This is a genomic window from Paenibacillus sp. FSL H7-0323 (genome assembly GCF_038002725.1).
In the GTDB taxonomy this organism is placed as follows: domain Bacteria; phylum Bacillota; class Bacilli; order Paenibacillales; family Paenibacillaceae; genus Paenibacillus_AQ; species Paenibacillus_AQ odorifer.
In genome coordinates this window covers 4344834-4364070 of the sequence record NZ_JBBODB010000001.1, presented here as the reverse complement: position 1 = coordinate 4364070, position 19237 = coordinate 4344834, and the positions used below count along the sequence as shown (strand labels likewise).

The 19237-nt window shown below is 41.1% G+C and carries 14 protein-coding genes and 1 pseudogene; 8 read left to right on the top strand and 7 right to left on the bottom strand.

The window, feature by feature from the left end:
- The first annotated feature begins 1 nt into the window (after position 1).
- The 6 genes from MHH89_RS19820 to MHH89_RS19795 all read left to right on the top strand — a co-directional run bounded on the left by MHH89_RS19820 (position 2) and on the right by MHH89_RS19795 (position 8981).
- Complete coding sequence (locus tag MHH89_RS19820) at positions 2-1174, top strand: ABC transporter permease (protein WP_081392587.1); 1173 nt, start codon at positions 2-4, stop codon at positions 1172-1174.
- The gene (locus MHH89_RS19815; protein WP_076282444.1) at positions 1167-2327 is read left to right on the top strand and encodes an ABC transporter permease; all 1161 of its coding nucleotides are present in this window, start codon (positions 1167-1169) and stop codon (positions 2325-2327) included. Before MHH89_RS19820 ends, MHH89_RS19815 begins: the two co-directional genes overlap by 8 nt.
- Positions 2328-2449: 122 nt before the next feature.
- A complete protein-coding gene (locus tag MHH89_RS19810; protein ID WP_038573529.1) occupies positions 2450-2773 on the top strand; it encodes an L-rhamnose mutarotase in 324 nt (107 codons plus the stop codon).
- Positions 2774-2996: 223 nt separating this feature from the next.
- Positions 2997-4151: a cation:proton antiporter gene (locus MHH89_RS19805; protein ID WP_076123814.1), complete on the top strand. Its 1155-nt coding sequence runs from the start codon at positions 2997-2999 to the stop codon at positions 4149-4151.
- Positions 4152-4427: 276 nt separating this feature from the next.
- Positions 4428-7436: an efflux RND transporter permease subunit gene (locus MHH89_RS19800; protein ID WP_076282445.1), complete on the top strand. Its 3009-nt coding sequence runs from the start codon at positions 4428-4430 to the stop codon at positions 7434-7436.
- Between the two features lie 738 nt (positions 7437-8174).
- Complete coding sequence (locus tag MHH89_RS19795) at positions 8175-8981, top strand: helix-turn-helix transcriptional regulator (RefSeq protein ID WP_076282446.1); 807 nt, start codon at positions 8175-8177, stop codon at positions 8979-8981.
- Positions 8982-9120: 139 nt separating this feature from the next.
- On the opposite strand, the gene MHH89_RS19790 is transcribed toward MHH89_RS19795, so the two are convergent.
- From MHH89_RS19790 to MHH89_RS19760, 7 genes are all read right to left on the bottom strand, one after another.
- Positions 9121-10308, bottom strand: coding sequence for a copper amine oxidase N-terminal domain-containing protein (locus tag MHH89_RS19790; protein WP_340397475.1), 1188 nt, complete (start codon positions 10306-10308; stop codon positions 9121-9123).
- A gap of 44 nt (positions 10309-10352) precedes the next feature.
- Positions 10353-11633 (bottom strand): hypothetical protein, encoded by a 1281-nt coding sequence (locus tag MHH89_RS19785; protein ID WP_076282448.1) that lies wholly within the window; start codon positions 11631-11633, stop codon positions 10353-10355.
- A 16-nt stretch (positions 11634-11649) separates the two neighbouring features.
- On the bottom strand, positions 11650-13308 hold the full coding sequence (locus MHH89_RS19780) for an HlyD family efflux transporter periplasmic adaptor subunit (RefSeq protein ID WP_076282449.1): 1659 nt from the start codon (positions 13306-13308) through the stop codon (positions 11650-11652).
- Positions 13305-15530 (bottom strand): peptidase domain-containing ABC transporter, encoded by a 2226-nt coding sequence (locus tag MHH89_RS19775; RefSeq protein WP_076123804.1) that lies wholly within the window; start codon positions 15528-15530, stop codon positions 13305-13307. The genes MHH89_RS19780 and MHH89_RS19775 overlap by 4 nt, the downstream gene beginning before the upstream one ends.
- A gap of 519 nt (positions 15531-16049) precedes the next feature.
- Entirely contained in the window at positions 16050-16262 is a 213-nt protein-coding gene (locus tag MHH89_RS19770; RefSeq protein ID WP_076123801.1) for a hypothetical protein, read from the bottom strand.
- Between the two features lie 28 nt (positions 16263-16290).
- Positions 16291-16512, bottom strand: a complete 222-nt coding sequence (locus tag MHH89_RS19765; protein WP_076123799.1) for a hypothetical protein — start codon at positions 16510-16512, stop codon at positions 16291-16293.
- Between the two features lie 39 nt (positions 16513-16551).
- Positions 16552-17022: a hypothetical protein gene (locus MHH89_RS19760; protein ID WP_076123797.1), complete on the bottom strand. Its 471-nt coding sequence runs from the start codon at positions 17020-17022 to the stop codon at positions 16552-16554.
- A 275-nt stretch (positions 17023-17297) separates the two neighbouring features.
- On the opposite strand from MHH89_RS19760, the gene MHH89_RS19755 reads away from it, so the two are divergent.
- Both MHH89_RS19755 and MHH89_RS19750 read left to right on the top strand, forming a co-directional pair.
- The gene (locus MHH89_RS19755; RefSeq protein WP_076220106.1) at positions 17298-18146 is read left to right on the top strand and encodes a helix-turn-helix transcriptional regulator; all 849 of its coding nucleotides are present in this window, start codon (positions 17298-17300) and stop codon (positions 18144-18146) included.
- 68 nt (positions 18147-18214) lie between these two features.
- Positions 18215-19191, top strand: a pseudogene (locus tag MHH89_RS19750) (reverse transcriptase domain-containing protein); the annotation flags it as partial.
- Positions 19192-19237: the final 46 nt, after the last annotated feature.

Genomic DNA, 19237 nt, shown 5'->3' with positions numbered 1-19237 from the left:
TTTGAGAAATATTTGGACAATTATGATTTATGAGCTTCGCAGGCTGTTTATTTCACGCTCAATCATCATTAATATGTTTCTGCTACCGCTGCTTTTGATCTTTCTGCTGGGTGCTTCCCTCTCCAGTGTAATCGGTGATAAGGCAGCGTCTAAGATTGACCCTGTACGTGTTGGTGTAGTTAATCTTTCTGGAGAAGGGTATGAAAGCTCGGCGATGATAGACAGCTTTTTGAAGACGCCGGAGCTTAAGGATATCATTATTCCGGTCAAAGTAGGGAGCCGAGAGACAGCGGAAAGTGGCCTGCGCGCCGGGAAATATGGTTATGCGGTTATTATTCCCCTAGGCTTCGATAAGAAAGTACAAAGCGGCGAAACTGCAAAGCTAGAGTTTGTTCTGGGCAAAGATCGGACAGATAATATGGTTGCGGGGACGGTATTCGATAACTTTTTGAACAATATTAACTATAAGCAATCCGTAGCTATGACGTTGGGTCCAGAAGCTTTGACCGCTACTGCACCAAGTTTGGGAGAGCAGCCTTCTGTTAAGGTTGGGGCGCTCAGTGAAGGTGGCCGATCCTATACAGCCTCCCAATTCTATGCGGTATCCATGATGCTGATGTTTCTGCTATATAGCGGTTTGACCGTCAGCAGCTCTCTTTTTAATGAAAAAGAAAATCATACCCTCTTCCGAATAACTTCAATGCCGGTAAAAGGTTCTGAGCTGTTTATTGGTAAAATGCTAGGCGTAGGGGTTGTAAGTGTAGTGCAGTGCGCAGCGATTATTATCCTGACTCATTTGTTGTTTGGCGTAAATTGGGGCAATCGTCCGGGCTTGCTGCTGCTCTTCTGTCTTTTAATGATCATAGCTTCCATGACATTATCGATTGTTATTTCAATGTTTAGCAAAACTAAAGCAAGTGCAGGAAGTATTGTTAATGTTATCACTGTGGTCATGACCTTCATTAGTGGAGGGATGGCTCCACTTCCGGAATCATGGGTGAACTCGGTCGGGGCATTTACCCTGAATCACTGGGTACTACAAGCTGTTCTAAAAATGATGCTGCATGCAGAGGTCTCAGAGATTTTGCCGAATCTGCTGGTCTTGTCGATCATCTGTCTGGTTCTATTCAGTGCAGCGGTTATCTCGTACCGGAAGGTAGGTTACCATGGATAAGATCTTAACGATTGCTTGGAATATGGTGAAAAGAACGATTGGTTCTCGGAATGGGCTGCTTTCGTATATTCTTCTGCCATGTCTTGTCGTGGCCGGGGTAGTAGCAATTAGTGGAAGTATGGGTGAGAGACCGGCTACTATTTTATATTCGAATATGGACGATGGTGCAGCGGGCAAACATTTGCTTACCGAGCTGGAGAATACTGGTGATTATAAGCTGGTAGAGAAGACAGATGAGGCTGATTTGAGGGAGAGTATTATCGATCAGAACGGAGAAGCCGGTATTTTGATACCGCAAAACTTCACCTCCGCACTGCTTGCTGGAGAAGAGCCACAAATTAGTGTGTATGAGCTTAAGGCTACTGAAACATCCATTATGGTAAAAATGAAAATCAGTGTAATTGCTGATGGAATGCGAAACACTGCTGGACTAATTGGAGCAGCTCGGACTGAGGCTACGGACTCGGACTCACAGTTTGCTGCCGTAATGCAAAGAGCTGAGCAACATAGTGTAGGCAGTATAAGAACAGATTATGATTTATATCCAAAAGAGGGCTTAAGCATCGTCACAGGATTTACTTTGATGTTCTTAATGGGGCTGGTTACAAGTTCAGTGTCGCTTATTATGGATGATCGAAGAGAACGAACGATGAAACGTATGTTCAGTGCCCCGGTTCGTTCGTATGAGATTGCCCTCGGTAATTTTCTGGGAAGCTTCATTGTTGGGTTAATTCAAATTGTTGTAGTACTTGCTTTGGGCCGTTATGTACTGCAGTTTGACTTTGGATTACCGCTCTACTTGTATTTTTTGGTTCTTGCAGCATTTATGCTCGTTTCCATGGGCTTAGCCAGTACGGTAGCAGGTCTGATTCGCAATCCCAATAATACTGGCATGCTTAATTCGCTGATCCTGACCCCGACCTGTATGCTTGGAGGCTGTTTCTGGCCGTTATCCATTATGCCGGATTATATGCAGAAGGCAGCTAATTTTGTACCGCAAAAATGGGCGATCCAAGCGATCGATATCGCTGCTACAGGTGGAGGCTGGAATGAATTATGGCTGCCTTTTGCCATCTTGGGTCTTATGGCCGCGGTGCTGCTGGCGATTGGTTCTGCTATTCTACGTCCGAGTGAAGCCGGAATTAACGCTTAAAAAATTTACAGATCATATAGATATGCATAGCTTGGACTACTCTATTCAGGTACAATAATAGGTATCAAATGTCCTTAGTTCTTAATATGTGTAAAAGAGGGGATTTCTAGGAGGATGAGCAGATGAGCAGCAATAAATTGGCTTGGACATGGCGGGTGAAGGAAGAATGTTTAGAGGAGTATGTAGCTATGCATTTAAATCCTTGGCCAGAAATTTTGGAGGAGCACAGTAAGGCTGGTATTTCTAACTATTCCATCTTTCAGAATGGCAATCAATTTTTTTACTGTTATGAGTGTGAGGATAGTAAGGCGGCTTTTGATTACATTGCCAAAAGTGATGCTTGCAACCGCTGGAATGCGATTACCTCTAAGATGGTTGAAGGTTCATTTGATTTCAATGATGAGGTGCCTATGCAGCCCTTACGTGAAGTGTTCTATCTGAAATAAGCAATTCAATTCTAGAACAAATCAAATGTGCATAATTTATATTATCGGCGCATCTGGTTTACAGTTATTTTAAATATAGGTATAATATAATTTATAAAGTTAAATTGAATAATTATTTGTTTTTTGGAGGAGCCTGTCAACAAGGGCTCCTCTTTGTCTTTTTTTGGCTTGGAGAAGCTCCTGGTTGGCAGTTCTTATATACAACAAGGGAGTGGATTGAAAGATGGAGTTTGTTTTATATCTTATGCTGATCATATTGTTCACCAAAGTAGCTGGTGATCTATCTGTGCGGCTTGGGCAACCAGCTGTGCTAGGTAAGCTTATTGTGGGAATCATACTGGGGCCTGCGGTACTGGGCTGGGTTCAGGATGGAGAGTTTATTCATTATATCTCTGAGATCGGTGTTCTACTGTTAATGTTCATAGCGGGGCTTGAGACGGATCTGGATCAATTGCGCAAGAACTGGAAATCAGCTTTTGCAGTAGCCGTCGGTGGAATTATATTACCCTTTTTGGGTGGGTTCGCCTTAGGAGAAATGTTTGGTTTTGCTTATCATAATGCTTTGTTTATGGGCGTTATTCTTAGTGCAACATCGGTCAGCATATCGGTGCAGGTGTTAAAAGATATGAATAAGCTGAACACACGTGAAGGCTCTACAATTCTGGGGGCTGCCGTAGTAGATGATATTCTAGTTGTTATTTTGCTCGCTGTTCTGATGAGCTTTTTTGGTACAGGTACAGACGTTTCTATTGGTCTTTTAATTGGGAAAAAGGTGTTGTTCTTTGCCGTAGCGATTATTGCCGGCTGGTTCATTGTTCCTCGGGTCATGAAATGGATGGCTCCGTTGAAGGTGACAGAGGCGATTATTTCAGCAGCGTTAATGATTTGTTTCGCATTCGCCTATTTTGCTGAAATCATGGGGATGGCAGGAATCATTGGTGCCTTTGCGGCTGGGATTGCTATCTCGCAAACTTCCTTTAAGCACACGGTAGAATCCAAGCTCGAGCCGATTGCTTATTCGATTTTTGTGCCGGTCTTTTTTGTAAGTATCGGACTTAGTGTTTCCTTTGAAGGAGTAGGCAGTCAAATAGGCTTCGTGATCTTGCTTACGGTTGTTGCCATTCTGACCAAGCTGTTTGGTGGCGGTCTGGGTGCGCGTCTTACAGGCTTTGATAACCACTCGTCTGCCATTATTGGGTCTGGGATGATTTCACGGGGGGAAGTTGCGTTGATCATTGCCGCCACAGGGCTGCAAAGCGGCTTGTTACAGCAACAGTATTTTACTTCGGTCATTATTGTTGTCATTGTAACTACACTTGTAACGCCGCCACTATTGAAATTTATGTTCCGTGATCCAGTACGTGCGGAAGGGAAATAAACCATAACAAAAGGGAGTCCTGTTGGTCATTTATATGGCTAACGGGGCTCTTTTTTATGCTCACGTTCCAGTTGCCATCATCAAGAATAAGGACGGGGATCTGTCTACAGAAGGGGAAAGTTCCCCGTCTTAAGACTGAGTACGAAACCAGCCGTAGGGCTGTTTTGAGTTCAGCCAAAAATGACTAAACTAAATCTCGGGATGGAAATTAATACATAATCAAACAGACATAAGGGGAGTGCCAGAAATCATGTGGAGTGGAAGGGGAAAAAGAAAATGAAATGGTTAACAAAATGGTCGTTCGGTAACAAGGCTGCGGTGGGGCTTTTAGTAGTCATGGCTCTTGTGGTGGGAGGGATGAGCTACACTTCGCTACCGATGGAATTTATGCCAGAGGCGGATAATCCTCAAGTGACTGTAACTGTGCTGGGTCCTGGCCAGGATACACATGCTATGGAGACTAATGTAACGAAGCCGATAGAAGCTGGAGCAGCTTTTGTGAAAGGGAAGAAGGAAATACTGTCCACTTCCGGAGACGGATATGCGCAGGTAAATATTTTTTATGATTCGAAAACGAATATGAAGGATGCTGCGCAGGAGGTCCAGAAGGTCGTCGATTCATTGAAGTTCCCGGAAGGGGTAATGGCTCCTTTTGTACTTCAGTTGAATACCTCCATGATTCCTGTATCACAGGTTACTCTTGCTTTTGACGAAGGCCTGACTAAAGAGAATCTTAAGCTTGCGGAAGAAACTATCATTCCAGAGATGCAAAAAGCTGAAGGGGTAGCGAACGTTGCTTTATATGGTAAGGTAACTCCGCAGGTCAGCGTTAAGCTGGACCCGAAATTAATGGCTGAGAAGGGAGTCACGACTCCACAAGTATTAGGTTTACTTCAAGGACGTAATGTATCGGCATCCCTTGGGGAGCAAACGATTGGTGGGCAGACCGGCAATGTTAACGTAGTTTCTACGATAGATAGTATGGATACTTTGAAAAAGCTTCCTGTATCTGCGGGCGTTAAGCTACAGGATATCGCTGCTGTCGAATTGAAGCAGGATCAGGAAAGTGTCAGCCGTTCGAACGGGAAAGACGTTCTATTCGCCATAGTGACCAAAGAGGCTAATGCGAATGCAGTCAGTGTCGGAGATAACATTCAGGCTGCCGTAAATCATATTAATACAACCATTCCTAATGCAGAAGCAGCAGTGGTATTCAGTACATCGGATATGGTAGTTAGCTCGGTGAACAGTATGATGCGTGAGGTATTGCTAGGTGCATTATTTGCGACGATTGTGATTCTGTTGTTCCTGCGTAACCTGCGGGCTACTCTGATTACGGCAGTATCCATCCCACTTTCGTTAGCAGTCACCTTATATCTGCTGAATATTTCCGGCATAAGCTTGAATATCATTACACTCGGGGGAGTCGCGGTTGCGGTAGGCCGTTTGGTCGATGATAGTATCGTGGTGATTGAGAACATTTACCGTAGGCTGCAAAAAGAACCCTTTTCCCGAGAAATGATTATTAGTGCAACTGGGGAAGTGGCTAGAGCGATTACCTCATCAACCATTGCTACCGTAGCAGTATTTTTGCCGATGGGTCTCTTGCGTGGTAGTTTGCAAGCTTTCCTACTGCCGTTTGCTTTAACAGTGACCTATTCATTGCTTACTTCACTAGTAGTAGCTTTGACGGTTGTTCCTCTTTTAAGCTCATGGCTGCTGAGAAGAACATCAATGAAAGAACACGAACCTTCTAAATGGTTTATCCGCTTTCTGGACTGGAATCTTCGCCGTAAATGGGTTAGCTTATCGTTGGGTCTCCTGCTTCTGATTGGCTCCATTGCTGCTTATGTGACTATGCCCAAAGGGGCGCTCGATGCTTCGGATGCCAGCTATGTTTCTGTTCAGATGAATTATCCGAAGGATGTTCCTGTCAAAGATATTTTGGAAAAGGGAAAGCAGTTAGAACAAGATTTGATGAAGCAGCCACAAGCAGAAACGGTAATCATGCAATCAGGGAATAGTGCGGACGCCGCTAAGTGGGGGAGTGTTACCTCTGAAACCTTAGTGGACTATACCGTTGTTATGAAAAAAGGTGCAGATGCTCAGGCTTTTATTGATCATGTTCGTGAGGTAAAAGATTCATACACTGGAGCAACACTTGTTGCTAACCAAATGAGTATGATGGGATCCAGCTCTACCAGTGAATATATTGATATTGTCGGAGATAATCTTACAGATATTACTACTGTAGCAACAGAAGTCACCGCTAAGCTGAAGACCGTAGAGGGAATTCAAAAAGTCAGCAGCAATATGGAGGACACGAAACCTGTATTTTCCTTTAAGGTAGATCCGGCGCAAAGTAATGCGCAAGAGATTTCAATGCAGCTGTCAGCGATGCTTAATCCGATTCCAATGGGGCAAATTGAGCTCGATGGTGACGCAGCAGGTGTAGTGTTAGATCCTATGGTTCAGCCGCAAACGGAGCAGGATTTAAAAGCGCTGACGCTCATGACGGCTGAGGGGCCGAAGCCACTGTCTCAGCTCGCAACTTACGAGGTTCGGAATGAACCAGCAATGTTGTTCCATAAAGATGGGAAGCCGTATGTACGAATTACAGCAGAGGTTGATCCGAAGAAGGTATCTGAGATCGGTGCGAATATTAAAAAAGAAACCGATAGTCTTACACTTCCGAAAGGCGTGACCTTATTTGCAGGCGGAGCGTCAGTTGATCAGTCAGAGGATTTCAACGACTTGGGCATGACGGCATTGATCTCCATCGGGTTGGTCTATCTGATTATGGTACTCACCTTTAAAACCCTTCGGGCTCCACTGGCGATTATGTTCTCCTTGCCGCTCGCGGCGATTGGTGCGATTGTTGGACTTATCGTGTCCGGTGTAACGCCTGACTTCACTGCTCTGTTCGGGGCGTTGATGTTAATAGGTATTGTTGTTACGAATGCCATTGTGCTCATTGACCGGATTAAGCAAAATGAAGCCAATATGAGTATCCACGAGGCTATTCTAGAAGCTGCCGGAACACGGATGCGTCCGATTCTCATGACGGCGATTGCCACCATCTGCGCCATGACACCGTTGCTGTTCGGCCATGCCGAGATGGGCAGCATCGTCTCGCAAAGCTTGGCGATTGTAGTCATTGGCGGATTAACCGCAGCAACACTGCTTACGCTGATTGTAGTGCCGGCGATTTACGAGTTGTTCTACTTCCGTAAATCGGCAAAAGAGCGTAAAGGAGCAGAAAAGACTAATGCTCCGGCGCTTTAAATAAGCAAACGGCAAGCCTCCGGGTTAATGGGGCTTGCCGTTTTTTTGTTTTGTTACAAATCCCTATAAATATGGAGTTAACTTGTCTACACTAATAGCCAAAACTTTGTTTAGGAAAGGCTGAAAGGCGCTTTGCCAGATTGCAATATCCCCCCCTGAAATAAATATTTATTTTTTAATTTTAAATATTGCTATTTTCACAACAATGTACAGAGCATTTAACATAATTATTAAAAAAGATATTATTGGGAATATTCTATTTACCGCAGAAAACGCCAATATAAATAATGAAAACAAAAGTAAAAATGGAATAGACTTTGTATACTTTCTACTGAAAATCCCTACTAAACTCTTGATAAAATTCATTCCTTTCAGGGTAACAGATATAAATATGTTGAGCATGATTTCTCGCTAGTCTCAGACTCCATTGTGAAATTTTTTTCTAATCAACGAATATCCCTATTTTCATAGAAAAAATGGATTTCGTATATATTCTAGGTAGGATATAGACAAGTGGTAATTGTTATGCTCTATTCTTTTTTGACGAAATTTAAAGAATACAGGACAGGTGAAAAGTTCTTATCAAATAATCGGCCATAGAAAAATAATCTAAACAATGTTATTTCAATTCTTACTAATCTCCCACAACCCTAACTAATTATGTCATTGTTTTCCTTTGAAGGGAGTGATATGATATGCTCTGTTTCATTAATACCATAAGTTGGGAGAATGGATTGTTTGAATATTGTTGAATGCGAACGTGCCTGGTTTACGGTAGATGATGTAGATAAAGAATCTAATAATTCCGTGTGTGAATTTTGCCAACCCTGGAGTAACCTCAAAACAGAAAAATCCTTTTTTATAGAAGAGCTGGTTCCCTACGAGATTTTAGTTGAAGTATTACATTCAGAATTGGCGAAAGTAATGGAATTTCTCTTATTGCCCTTTGTCTTTTTCTTAACAGATCGAGCCGGCAATATTATTAATATTGTCAGTCCGTTCGAAACGTTTCAGGAGAAAGTAGATCATTATGGAATTAGGAGTGGAACTAATCTTTCGAAGCAAATCTCTGGAGTGAATGCAGTTTCTTTAGCGATGGAGGTTGAGTCAATTGCAGTAGTGCGTGGAGAAGAGCATAGTATGCCAATGTTTAAAGAGTGGAATTGTGTATGCGCTCCTATAATGATAAATGATTGTATATGTGGATATATAGACATCTCATTTGAAGCCGAGAGGCAACTTGGTTTTTCGATTCTCTTTATTAAACAATTATCCGAAAAGATTGTGTTGAAGTTGAAGGAACGAAGCCCGAAGTTAATTGAGTACATATTTCAGGAGAAGTGTGATTTGTATCGATTATCCCCTAGAGAGAGAGAGGTAGCGTATCACTGGGCACTAAGAAAAGGGGCGCTGCAAATTTCCAACGACCTTAATGTGAAAGAGGGAACTGTGCGGAATATCGTTAAGAGTATTTACAGTAAGATGAATATCAGCGAGAGATGGGAATTGATTGAAAGATTGGCCATTGTGGTCCCAACTATTTAGGAACTGTTCTATATCCGTATCAGCCAGAGAACGTAGGGGAAGCGGGTAAGATTGAGCTCCGGCGCTTTAAATAAGCAAACGGCAAGCCTCCGGGTTAATGGGGCTTGCCGTTTTTTTGTTTTGTTACAAATCCTTATAATTATGGAGTTAACTTGTCTACACTAATCGGATAGGTCTGATCCAGCATCCATTTGCCTGCTTTGGATTTCTTCAGCGTTGTGACAGAGGTGGAGCGGTTATCCTGAAACTCAGGACCCTTAAGCTTGATGCTCGTCTGAACCATATATACGGCTGCGGTATCCTGGGTATAATGAATGATTTTGGCAGATTCCAGAGTGAACTTTAGATCATAGACCGTGAAAATTTGGCTGAAGAGCTGTTTGGTTTGTTCGAGAGCAGGGGACTCAGGATCAATAGTAGATAGCACACCTTGAATATTCTCTGCATTGGTATAGTCCAAGTTGCTCTTAAGCACAGCAAATATATCCGTTTCATCCGACTTCGTCACAGCTGGCTTAGCGTTCAGCAGTTTATCTGGGAGTATATATTGTACGCCTTTAATCTGCAGGTTGTTGATTTTCCAGTCTTCAGTGCTGGCAGTACGCGTTAAGCTATAAATATATTCAGTGGTATTGTCTAAGGTGAATGGACCGCTGAGGTGTGTAGTCGTTTCAACGGTGTGAACCGTAGCCTCTGTGGGTTGAAGGCTGATAACCTCTAATTGATCAAGTGAAGTGGTCAGATCGTATTGTTCCATTTGGCTCTTAATCTGTGGCCCGATGATCACAAGAGGAGACTTGCTATCGATTAGGCTCATGAACCCTTCATAATTCTCATTGTTGGTATAGGTTACGTATTTTTCAAAAAAAGCATTGATTTCCTGCGGGTTTACCTGGTTAGTCTTGCCTGTAATGGTTACTGTCTTCGAGTGTGCATTCCAGGAGACTTCATTACCTGTAGCCTCCCCAACGAAGCGCAGCGGAATGTAAGTGGAATTATTGATGAGCTTAGGGGCAACAGAAAGTTGGGTTATTACACCATTGACGCTGGCCTGCTTGCTGCCTAGTTGCAGTGTAATCGTAAGCCCTTCCTTAGTACCCGTTATGGTACCTGTGGTTTGATTCCAATCGATTGAAAGTCCTAGTTTTTCAAAAACCGGGCGAAAAGGAACGACAATTGTACCATTATCATTGAAGGGAGCCTGTCCCTTCAGTGCGAGCTGTTGCTGATTGATCTGAATGGAGATTGGCTTCTCTGCGGCATGGACAGGCCAGGCGATAGCGGTAGAAAGAAGAGTTGCTGCGATTAGGCTAGATATGGTTTTCATCTTGTGATATCTCCTTTGGGTTATGAATGATAAATTAATGGTTATTAGAGGATAACTCCACTAAGAGCCAAAGTAACTTTTGCTTGGAATAAACCGTACTTTACTTTTTGCTTATCGAATTGCCGATTTAAGTTTAGTAAATCCAGCTTGTCCTGATCTGCCTGAGCCGCTGAGATTAACCCGCTATTTAGGAGAGTATCATTATCCTGGGAGACGCGTACGAGTTCCAATTGCTGCTCTTTTAGTTCTGAATATTCAAAATCAATTTCATTTGCTTCCGGGTTATAACTAGCCAGTTTTTCTTCGAGTTGTTGTTGTACTATATTTTTGTGTGCAATCTGGCTAGACCATAGGACTGAATAATAAGTGATGAGTTCAGCATCGGAAGCTTTAGCTGCGTCAAGATTATCTTTGGCGAGTGTGATACGTGCATCTTCTTCGCGTAAATCATAATTACTAGAGAGGCTAATTACTGTATTACAATTCACAGGCCCTGGTGTACTGGAAATGACATCATCTAGAAGGACTTCTGAATAGGATGATAATCCTAACTCAAGCTTAAATTGTTCTAACTGAGCTTCATAACTTCGAAGGTTACGTTCAAAAATAGATTTTTGTACTATGTTTTTACGATTAAAATCGTCCAAACTTCTCTTAGACAGAAGACCATGCTCATAGGACCGCAAGGTATCCTCAGACTGTTGAAACCAATATTGGCTTTCTTGTTTGTCATATTCAATCGTTTTTTTTAGAGAAGAGAGTTGATAATATTTCTGCACAGCATAGTAGCGGATGAGGGCTTCTGTTTTTTGAAGTCGTAACTGATTAATTACTTTATCTGTTTCTAATGTGCGTAACTGGTCACGAAATTCCTTAAGCTGCGCTGTTTTAGTCTCTTGATTGTAACTGTTTTGGCTTTCATTCTGAGCGCTAACCCATTGATTCAGAGATGTGTTAATCATAATTTGAATGAGAATGGATTGATTGACCCCTGCCTGTTCTTCTTCACTTAAATCAGCGTAACCAGGAATACTATTGATAAAAATATCAGGATTTACTGGCAGCAGCCCGCTGGTTGTGACTACATTTTTTTGCTCCAACTTTTTCTCTTCAGATGATACATATGAAAATTTGGAATCCGTTTCTGCAATATTCCATTGTGAGAGCTTGATATCTACATAGTTAGTTAATGCTAGCTGGATTGCTTCTTCCATGGAAAGCGATTTTATTGCGCTGGATACCTGCGTATCAGCATAAACTGTAATGGAATGCGGCAATAGGAGTAATAAGAAGGAGAGTATCAAGAGAGCTGATTTCTTTAACATTTAGCTGGCAACCTCACTATTCCTTTAAGTTGATTTTTTCAAGAACAAAATCAATGATCTTCTTGGAGTCGGTAATAACAGAGGCTTGCGCTATCATCCCTACACGAAGCTCTCCACGTTCACCTCTGCGATTAACAAGTGGGTCATTGGATATCGTTGCCTCCACCAGATAGTAGCTTAGACCGTCTTGCTGAATAATTGAATCTGTGCTGATAGATGTAATCGTACCTTTTTGGGAACCAAAATTTTGTTTAGGAAAGGCTGAAAAGCTGAAATCAACTTTATTGCCAATCGCTATTTTTCCTGCTTCAGCATTAGGTACAGCGATGCTCATTTTATATTTTGACTCGTTGCTAGGTATAATGGAGATCAAGGCTTCGCCGGATTGTACCATGTCCCCGATGCTGGTTTCTTTTAAAATATTAATGGTCCCGGAAATTGGTGCTATGAGCAGTCTTTTGTCTCGTTCAAGCTCAAGTCCCTTAACAGCCTCTTGCAGCGTAATTAAGGTTCTTCTATTTTCTTCTATTGCTGAATGAATCTGTACAATACGGTCAAGTTTCAGTTTTTTCAATGAGGTTGCTTCAGATGAACGGTTAAGTTTCTCTTGATTCAGTAGATCATTTTGCTGCTCAGCCAGCTGTTTCTTTTGCATTTCTAAAGTTTTTCGTTCTGAAACTGATGGATCGTGCCCATTTTTTAGCAAATCGAGGCTGACCTCTATCTCAACCAATTGCTGATTGTAATTGGTGATATTGCTTTCTGAGCTGAGCACGGCTTCGGTTTGGAATTGGTTGATTTGCAAATATGAACTTTCATATTGATGCTGTTCATCTGTAATCTGGGATTGAGGCACAAGGCGGTCCCCCAAGCTGAGCGAACGATTATAGATTTCTTTTTTCTCAGCAGATTGTTTAGACAGTTGGACATATTTAATTTGGTATGTATTATATTGTTCCGTCCGTTTGGTATCTTCAATTGGAAGAAGATTTTGATTCTCTTTGATGGATTGCACAAGCAATTTCTCGTTTGCAATTTCAACATTTAGCAGTTTCTTTTTTCGTTCCAATTCAATTTTATTCTGAAGAGATTTATCCGAACTAGATTCGGCACTAAAGGTAGCAGAATCTTGCAAGCCTATATTCTCGTGAATGGCAGCTGTAAGCTGATCCTGGGTTCCTTGAAAGGTCTGCTGCTGCTGGCTGTATTCAAGGAGAAATTGTTCTACCATGTCATAATAGTAACCCTCATCTGCACGTTCAGAAGAAAACTGATTATCTAAATTGCTAATGCTTTGTTTATACAGCCCGAGATAGTGCAGTTTCTTAGTGAGCTTATTGATTTCTGAATTACGATTGGATAATTCTATATCAAGTTCTTTATGCTCAAAGGAAATTAACTGCTCGCCCTGCTTAATTTGCATCCCTTCATGGACATATACCTGTTCCACTTTTCCCATAGATGAAGTCTGAATGGTACTGACTTTTTCATTGGGTCTAACTACAGCAGAGGCTTTGGCAACTTCATCGATCTGGCCAAAATAGGACCAGACTAACGCAGCCCCCAATAGAATGAATAAGATAAGTATGAAAATGGAAATCACAGGACTGGTCTTGGATTCCATGATTTCTCTGCTATCTGTCATTTCTGATAAGTTATGTATTTGTGCGCTCATACAAGAGACACCTCGCCTACTCCTGCGGCATATTGATGGTTATGTTCTTGTTTTTGTTCAACTCCAGGGAGTTGATCTTTCCACAATTCATAGTACTTTTCACGGTAATCCAGAAGCTCCTGATGAGTTCCATGCTCAATAATCCGTCCTTGATCCATGACATAAATCCGATCACAACGCATGATTGTACTCAACCGGTGAGCGATAATAATCGTAGTCATGTCTTCAAAAGCATTAATCGTCTCCGATACAGCCTTCTCCGTTGTAGAATCCAGATTACTAGTGGCTTCATCCATTATAAGAATATCGGGCTGTTTAAGAACTGCCCTGGCGATAGCTAGTCGCTGCTTCTGTCCCCCGGAAAGGTTAGTAGCATTTTCTTCTAACAAAGTGTTGTAGCGGAGTGGAAGCTGATTAATGAATTCGTGTGCCTGTGCGGTCTGGCAGGCCGAAACAATTTGTTCCAGATCCGTATCCTGATTGACACCCAGACATAAATTTTCCCGGATTGTTCCGCTAAAAAAGAAAGTATCCTGTGATATATATGCGATTCGCTGTCTCAAGCTATCTAAATGAATATCTTTAATATTGTAGTTGTTAATTAAGATATCGCCTTTTTCATGTTGGTAAAATTGCATGATCAATTTGATCAGGGTGGTTTTACCCGAGCCGCTCTCACCGACAAAGGCGACTTTCTCGCCCTGTCTAAGTCTCAAATCAATATCATGAAGTACAAGGGAACGTGTACCATATCTGAAGCTGACACGATCAAATCTAATATCACCTTTTAATGAAGCGGGTTGAATCTTCTTGTCCTCATCCTCAAGCTTCTCCGCTTCTAAGTCGAGTATTTCCCCCAATCGGTCCGCCGCTACAACAGCTGTTTGCAGGGTAGGCTGGAGATTGATGAGATTTTGAATAGGTTCAAGGAAGTAAGCAAGTAATGAGTTATAAGTGATAAGTTGACCCATGGTCATATTTCCTTTTATTACTTGATTACCACCTACCCAGAGGATTGCTACACCTCCAAGCAACTGAACCACACCTTTTAGCGAGCCTTGTATATTATTGAAAATACCAAAGCTGAACACGGATTTCAGAAACGTGATGAATTTCTGTTCCGTCTCAAAGCCAACTTTAGACTCCGCATGGTAGGCTTTGACCGTCTCGATACCGTCTATGGATTCAACGATGTAGGAGGTAAGTTGGGCGTTTTTCTCCATTTGTTCACGGTTTAACCGGTCGAATGGCTTGTGGAATCCCCACACTAACGCTAGATACAAAGGAACCAGCAGCACAGTTACACCAAATAAAAGGGCACTCTGCGAATAAAGAATGATTCCCCCCGCAATAACCATGATAATATCGATCATGATGGTTAGGGTTGCGCTGGAGATGGCATCCCGTACCTTAGAGGCATCCATAAGTCTTGAGATGATTTCCCCCGTCTTGCGAGTACCAAAAAAGTTCATGGGTAGCTTCAACACATGATGGTAATAGCCGAGAATTAGCGAAATATCAAGCTTTTGGCTCAATGTTAGTAGAATGTGACTACGAAAAGCGTTCAATAAAACTTTGAATAGATATAGAATGATTACTCCAATGGATACTATATTCAGAGTCTTCTTTAAGCCAAAAGGAAGAATCTCATCTAGCAGAAATTGAAAATAAAAGGCTGATAATATACCTAATATTGTATAGAGCATGGATGTCAAAAAAATTCCTAGTAGCATTCTTCTCTGAGGAATAAGTAAACCAAAAAAACGAGTGAATAAACCCTTGGACTCACCGCCCTTTTTGAACTGAGGGGTAGGAACCATTAATATGAGAACACCGGTCCAGATTTTAAAGAAGTCTTCTGGTGTATATTTAACAATGCCCTTCGCAGGATCCGAAACGACAACTGTTTTTTTTGTGATTTTATGAATAACAACGTAATGCAATAAAGTTTGGTCTATGACCACATGAGCAATAGCCGGAAGGGGGAAATCTTCGAAGAATGCCTCGTGAGTCCCTTTTACAGCCTTGGCAGTGAATCCTAATTTTTCAGCAGCTTTAACAAGGCCATAGGCGCTGGTACCCATTTTATCGGTTCCCGACATCTCGCGAATTTTAGTTATAGGATAGTTGAGACCATAGTTTTTACTTATAGTGGCGAGACAGGCAGCCCCGCAGTCTTTAATATCTTGTTGTTTGACACATTGGTATTTAGTGAATGCCATATAATCCTCCGAAAAGCAATTATTAAATGATGATTTTATATTGTGACCTGTGCTATACAATGAATCATTTATCTTTGTTGCTCATGTAAAATGCAATGAAAAATCCGATCAGGCCTAACGCCACTAATCCTACGCTTAATAAAATATCTCCAGATCTATTGTCACTTCGAATAATACCTTTTGAAGTTAACATATCTAATATGACTAAAGAAAAATAGATGAAAGCATAAATAAAAACTGCTATAAATGTCTTGTTTTTATTTTTCTTATATATATATATACCTGTTAGAAAAATTAAGAAATTCATTATAAACCATTGGGATGGGAGGATTATATTAGGTCTTACAATTAATAAGAATGATATTACTAGCCCTAAAGTAATGTCTATTCTAATTAGATACGATATTAATTTATCTATTTTCAAAAAAATCACTCGCAATCTATTTATGATTATTCTCTTCTTTTATAGAAGAAAAGATGGAGACATATCCATCTGAAGATGAATGTCTCCATCAAAATTTAGAATGAAGTACCCACTAAATATCCGGCAGCCACTGTACCACTTATGTAGACAACTGCGGCTGTGGCTGTTACTGGTGCGGCAGCAACAGCAGACATGATTGTAACCATACCTAACACTCCTGCACCTACCTTGGCCCAATCAACGCCACCATCAATATTGATACTATCTTCAAGTGTAAGTTCTGAAAAACTAGGGGCATATGAAAGCATTTAATTCCTCACTCCTTATAACAGATATTTAATGTTTTAGTCCGCTACCAGTAAGATATCCAGATACTATTGATCCACCCACTGCCATAATCGCAGTAGGAATCGTTACTGGTGCTGTGGTAACAGCGGCTACCACGGTTACCATTCCCAAGACTCCATAAGCAACATTATCCCAATTTATACCTCCGGAAATCTCCATCGTTTCAATGTTGGACAATGTTGAAAATTGACTATTAAGACTCAGTTCCATTCTATTCACCTCCTTTCGAGATAGACGAGTTTTGACTAGTTAAAGAAGACTAGGATTGATGCCAATACAAATATCTATTTTTATATTTTCACTAGTACCTTCAGATAAGTTTATATTATATGCGGATGTTATTTGATGTAGATTGTTTTGAGAGATATATTTGACTAAAAATTCATAAGCAGAATTGATGCCATTCATTTTACCTTCATACATCAAGCAAATTGCATTTATTAACTTGAATTCTTGCTTATATATAAAAGGGGGATTTTTTTTAATTTCTCCTTTTACTGGTACCATAATCTCAAAATCCACCATCTCTATGCCATTATTTCGGGATACAGAATGAGTAGAAGTGATTAAAGGACCATTCTTTTGGAGGTTATAGTTGTTTAGTGAAAGGATAAATTCGTTTAGTTTATGATGTAAACAACTGGAAGGAATAGTGTTGCGATATGAGACTAAATTAAAATACTGGAATGTTTGTTTTTCATTAATTTTATACAATTCCACTGTGTTATCTCCTTAGAGGTTTCTTTTTTCTATGACTTAAGGCACATTGAATAGAAGAGAGTGTAAGGATAATTATTAATAATAAATGGGGCATCTAGCGGTTATTTAAGTTCTACAAATGTAATTATGGTCCTTATAACAAAGTTTGAAAATATCCCCCATTGGATATTTACTAATATGAATAAATATGTTAATAGCTGGTTGAATCTTCAATGTTTAAGTATATAATGGTATCATTTTACATTATAAATGATGGAAATCAGGAGGAGTTGGAATTGACAGTAACATACGATCAGACAAAACTTTGGTGTTCAGCTGAAGATCTAAAAAAGGAACAAATGGATTCTATCTCTTCATTGGGTAAAGTCAAAAGTTCAAAGGCCCCACAAAGAACGAGTGCGCACTCTTTTGAGGAGATTGGCCAGGAATCTATTTATCACGAGGCAATGATTCTTTCCCTACATAACGAGATGATTAAAATTAGTAAGTATATATCGGTAGATTTTGCGGCTTTTCTAACAGATGATATGGGGGGAATTCTCGATCTGTATTTCTCTTCAGTACATATAAAAGAAGAATTTGATAAGGCAGGAATAAGAGTTGGGAAGAGTTTTGCCAAACAGGATTTCGGGCTAAATGGTGTTTCACTTTCTATGGAAATGAATTCTATTGGAGTAGTTAAAGGGAGCGAACATACGAATTCTATATTTTCTAATTGGAACTGTGTATGTTCTCCTCTCTACTCAGATGGTGTTATAAGAGGCTATGTAGATATTTCTTTCTACAAAGGACTGCAAATCGAATTTGCTATTCCATTTATGCAACAGATAGCTGAAAACGTTACCGAGAAATGGATGTGGAGTAACCCTGAGATGCAGTTACTTAGACTAGAGTTTAGTTTTGAACAATTCAACTTGACTGCCCGAGAAAAAGAGGTGGCTCAAATGTGGTTATGTGAAAAAAGTGCATTGCGTATTTCTAACGAGTTGGGAATTAGTGAAGGTACAGTTAGAAATGTAGTGAAGAGCATATATAACAAAATGAATGTAACTGACCGTTGGCAGTTCACTAAGAAACTTTCATTTAATCCCGTACATAATCCAGAACTTCTGTATGTAAAATAGCATTTTTTAATATGAGAAAAGGAGACCACGTGTTAAGTGGTCTCCTTTATTTAGTGCGCCCAGCCGATAGTTATGGATTTCGTCCGAAAAGACAAGGGCATGATGCGGTAAGGAAAGCCAGAGCATTCATGAAAGAGGGATATCGATTCGTAGTCGATCTAGACTTGGAGAAATTCTTTGATCGCGTCAACCATGACCGACTGATGATGAAGATTTCGGCTAAAGTGAAGGACAAGAAAGTTCTCCTGCTGATTCGTAAATATCCTCAGTCAGGTGTTATGGAGAACGGGCTAGTAAATACGACAACAGAAGGGACACCGCAAGGTGGTCCACTCAGTCCGTTGTTATCTAACATCGTTTTGGACAAGCTCGACAAGGAACTCGGGAAAAGTGGACACCGCTTCGTCCGTTATGCGGACGACTGTAACATCTATGTAAAAACACTAAGAGCAGGAGAGCGAGTGAAGGCATCCGTCACCAGATTCATTGAGACAAGACTAAAACTAAAGGTGAACCAAGCGAAGAGTGCGGTGGACCGCCCATGGAGACGGAAATTTCTTGGGTTTTGCTTTAGTAGCGATAAAGAGCCCAAGGTGAGGATAGCAAAACAGTCCTTGCAGAAAGCGAAGGCTCGAATTCGGGAGATAACGTCCCGGAAGAAAGCGATGCGAACGGAAGAGCGAATCCAGGAGCTCAATCGATACTTGATGGGATGGCACGGATATTTCTCGCTGGCGGATACGCCAAGTGCCTTTAAAGCGATGGATATGTGGATTCGAAGGAGATTGCGAATGTGTCTCTGGAAGCAATGGAAGAACCCGAGAACCAAAGTCAAAAGGCTTATATCCTTAGGCGTGCCTAAGGATATAAGCCTTTTGAGTGGGGAAATACTCGGAAAGGGTATTGGCGAATTGCAGGGAGTCCAAATCTGCAACGTGCATTGAATAACCAATATTGGGAATCCAATGGATTAAAGAGTGTATTGGACAGATACAACTCCTTACGGAATACCGCCGTATACCGAACGGTACGTACGGTGGTGTGAGAGGCCGGGGGCTCGCCGCCCCCTCCTACTCGATTTATTATTGAAA

Bases quoted from the DNA above. Each gene is read 5' to 3' on its own strand.
- MHH89_RS19785 (WP_076282448.1), bottom strand. From the start codon at position 11,633: ATGTTAAAGAAATCAGCTCTCTTGATACTCTCCTTCTTATTACTCCTA.
- MHH89_RS19775 (WP_076123804.1), bottom strand. From the start codon at position 15,530: ATGGCATTCACTAAATACCAATGTGTCAAACAACAAGATATTAAAGAC.
- MHH89_RS19815 (WP_076282444.1), top strand. From the start codon at position 1,167: ATGGATAAGATCTTAACGATTGCTTGGAATATGGTGAAAAGAACGATT.
- MHH89_RS19765 (WP_076123799.1), bottom strand. From the start codon at position 16,512: ATGGAACTGAGTCTTAATAGTCAATTTTCAACATTGTCCAACATTGAA.
- MHH89_RS19810 (WP_038573529.1), top strand. From the start codon at position 2,450: ATGAGCAGCAATAAATTGGCTTGGACATGGCGGGTGAAGGAAGAATGT.
- MHH89_RS19805 (WP_076123814.1), top strand. From the start codon at position 2,997: ATGGAGTTTGTTTTATATCTTATGCTGATCATATTGTTCACCAAAGTA.
- MHH89_RS19770 (WP_076123801.1), bottom strand. From the start codon at position 16,262: ATGCTTTCATATGCCCCTAGTTTTTCAGAACTTACACTTGAAGATAGT.
- MHH89_RS19790 (WP_340397475.1), bottom strand. From the start codon at position 10,308: ATGAAAACCATATCTAGCCTAATCGCAGCAACTCTTCTTTCTACCGCT.
- MHH89_RS19780 (WP_076282449.1), bottom strand. From the start codon at position 13,308: ATGAGCGCACAAATACATAACTTATCAGAAATGACAGATAGCAGAGAA.
- MHH89_RS19800 (WP_076282445.1), top strand. From the start codon at position 4,428: ATGAAATGGTTAACAAAATGGTCGTTCGGTAACAAGGCTGCGGTGGGG.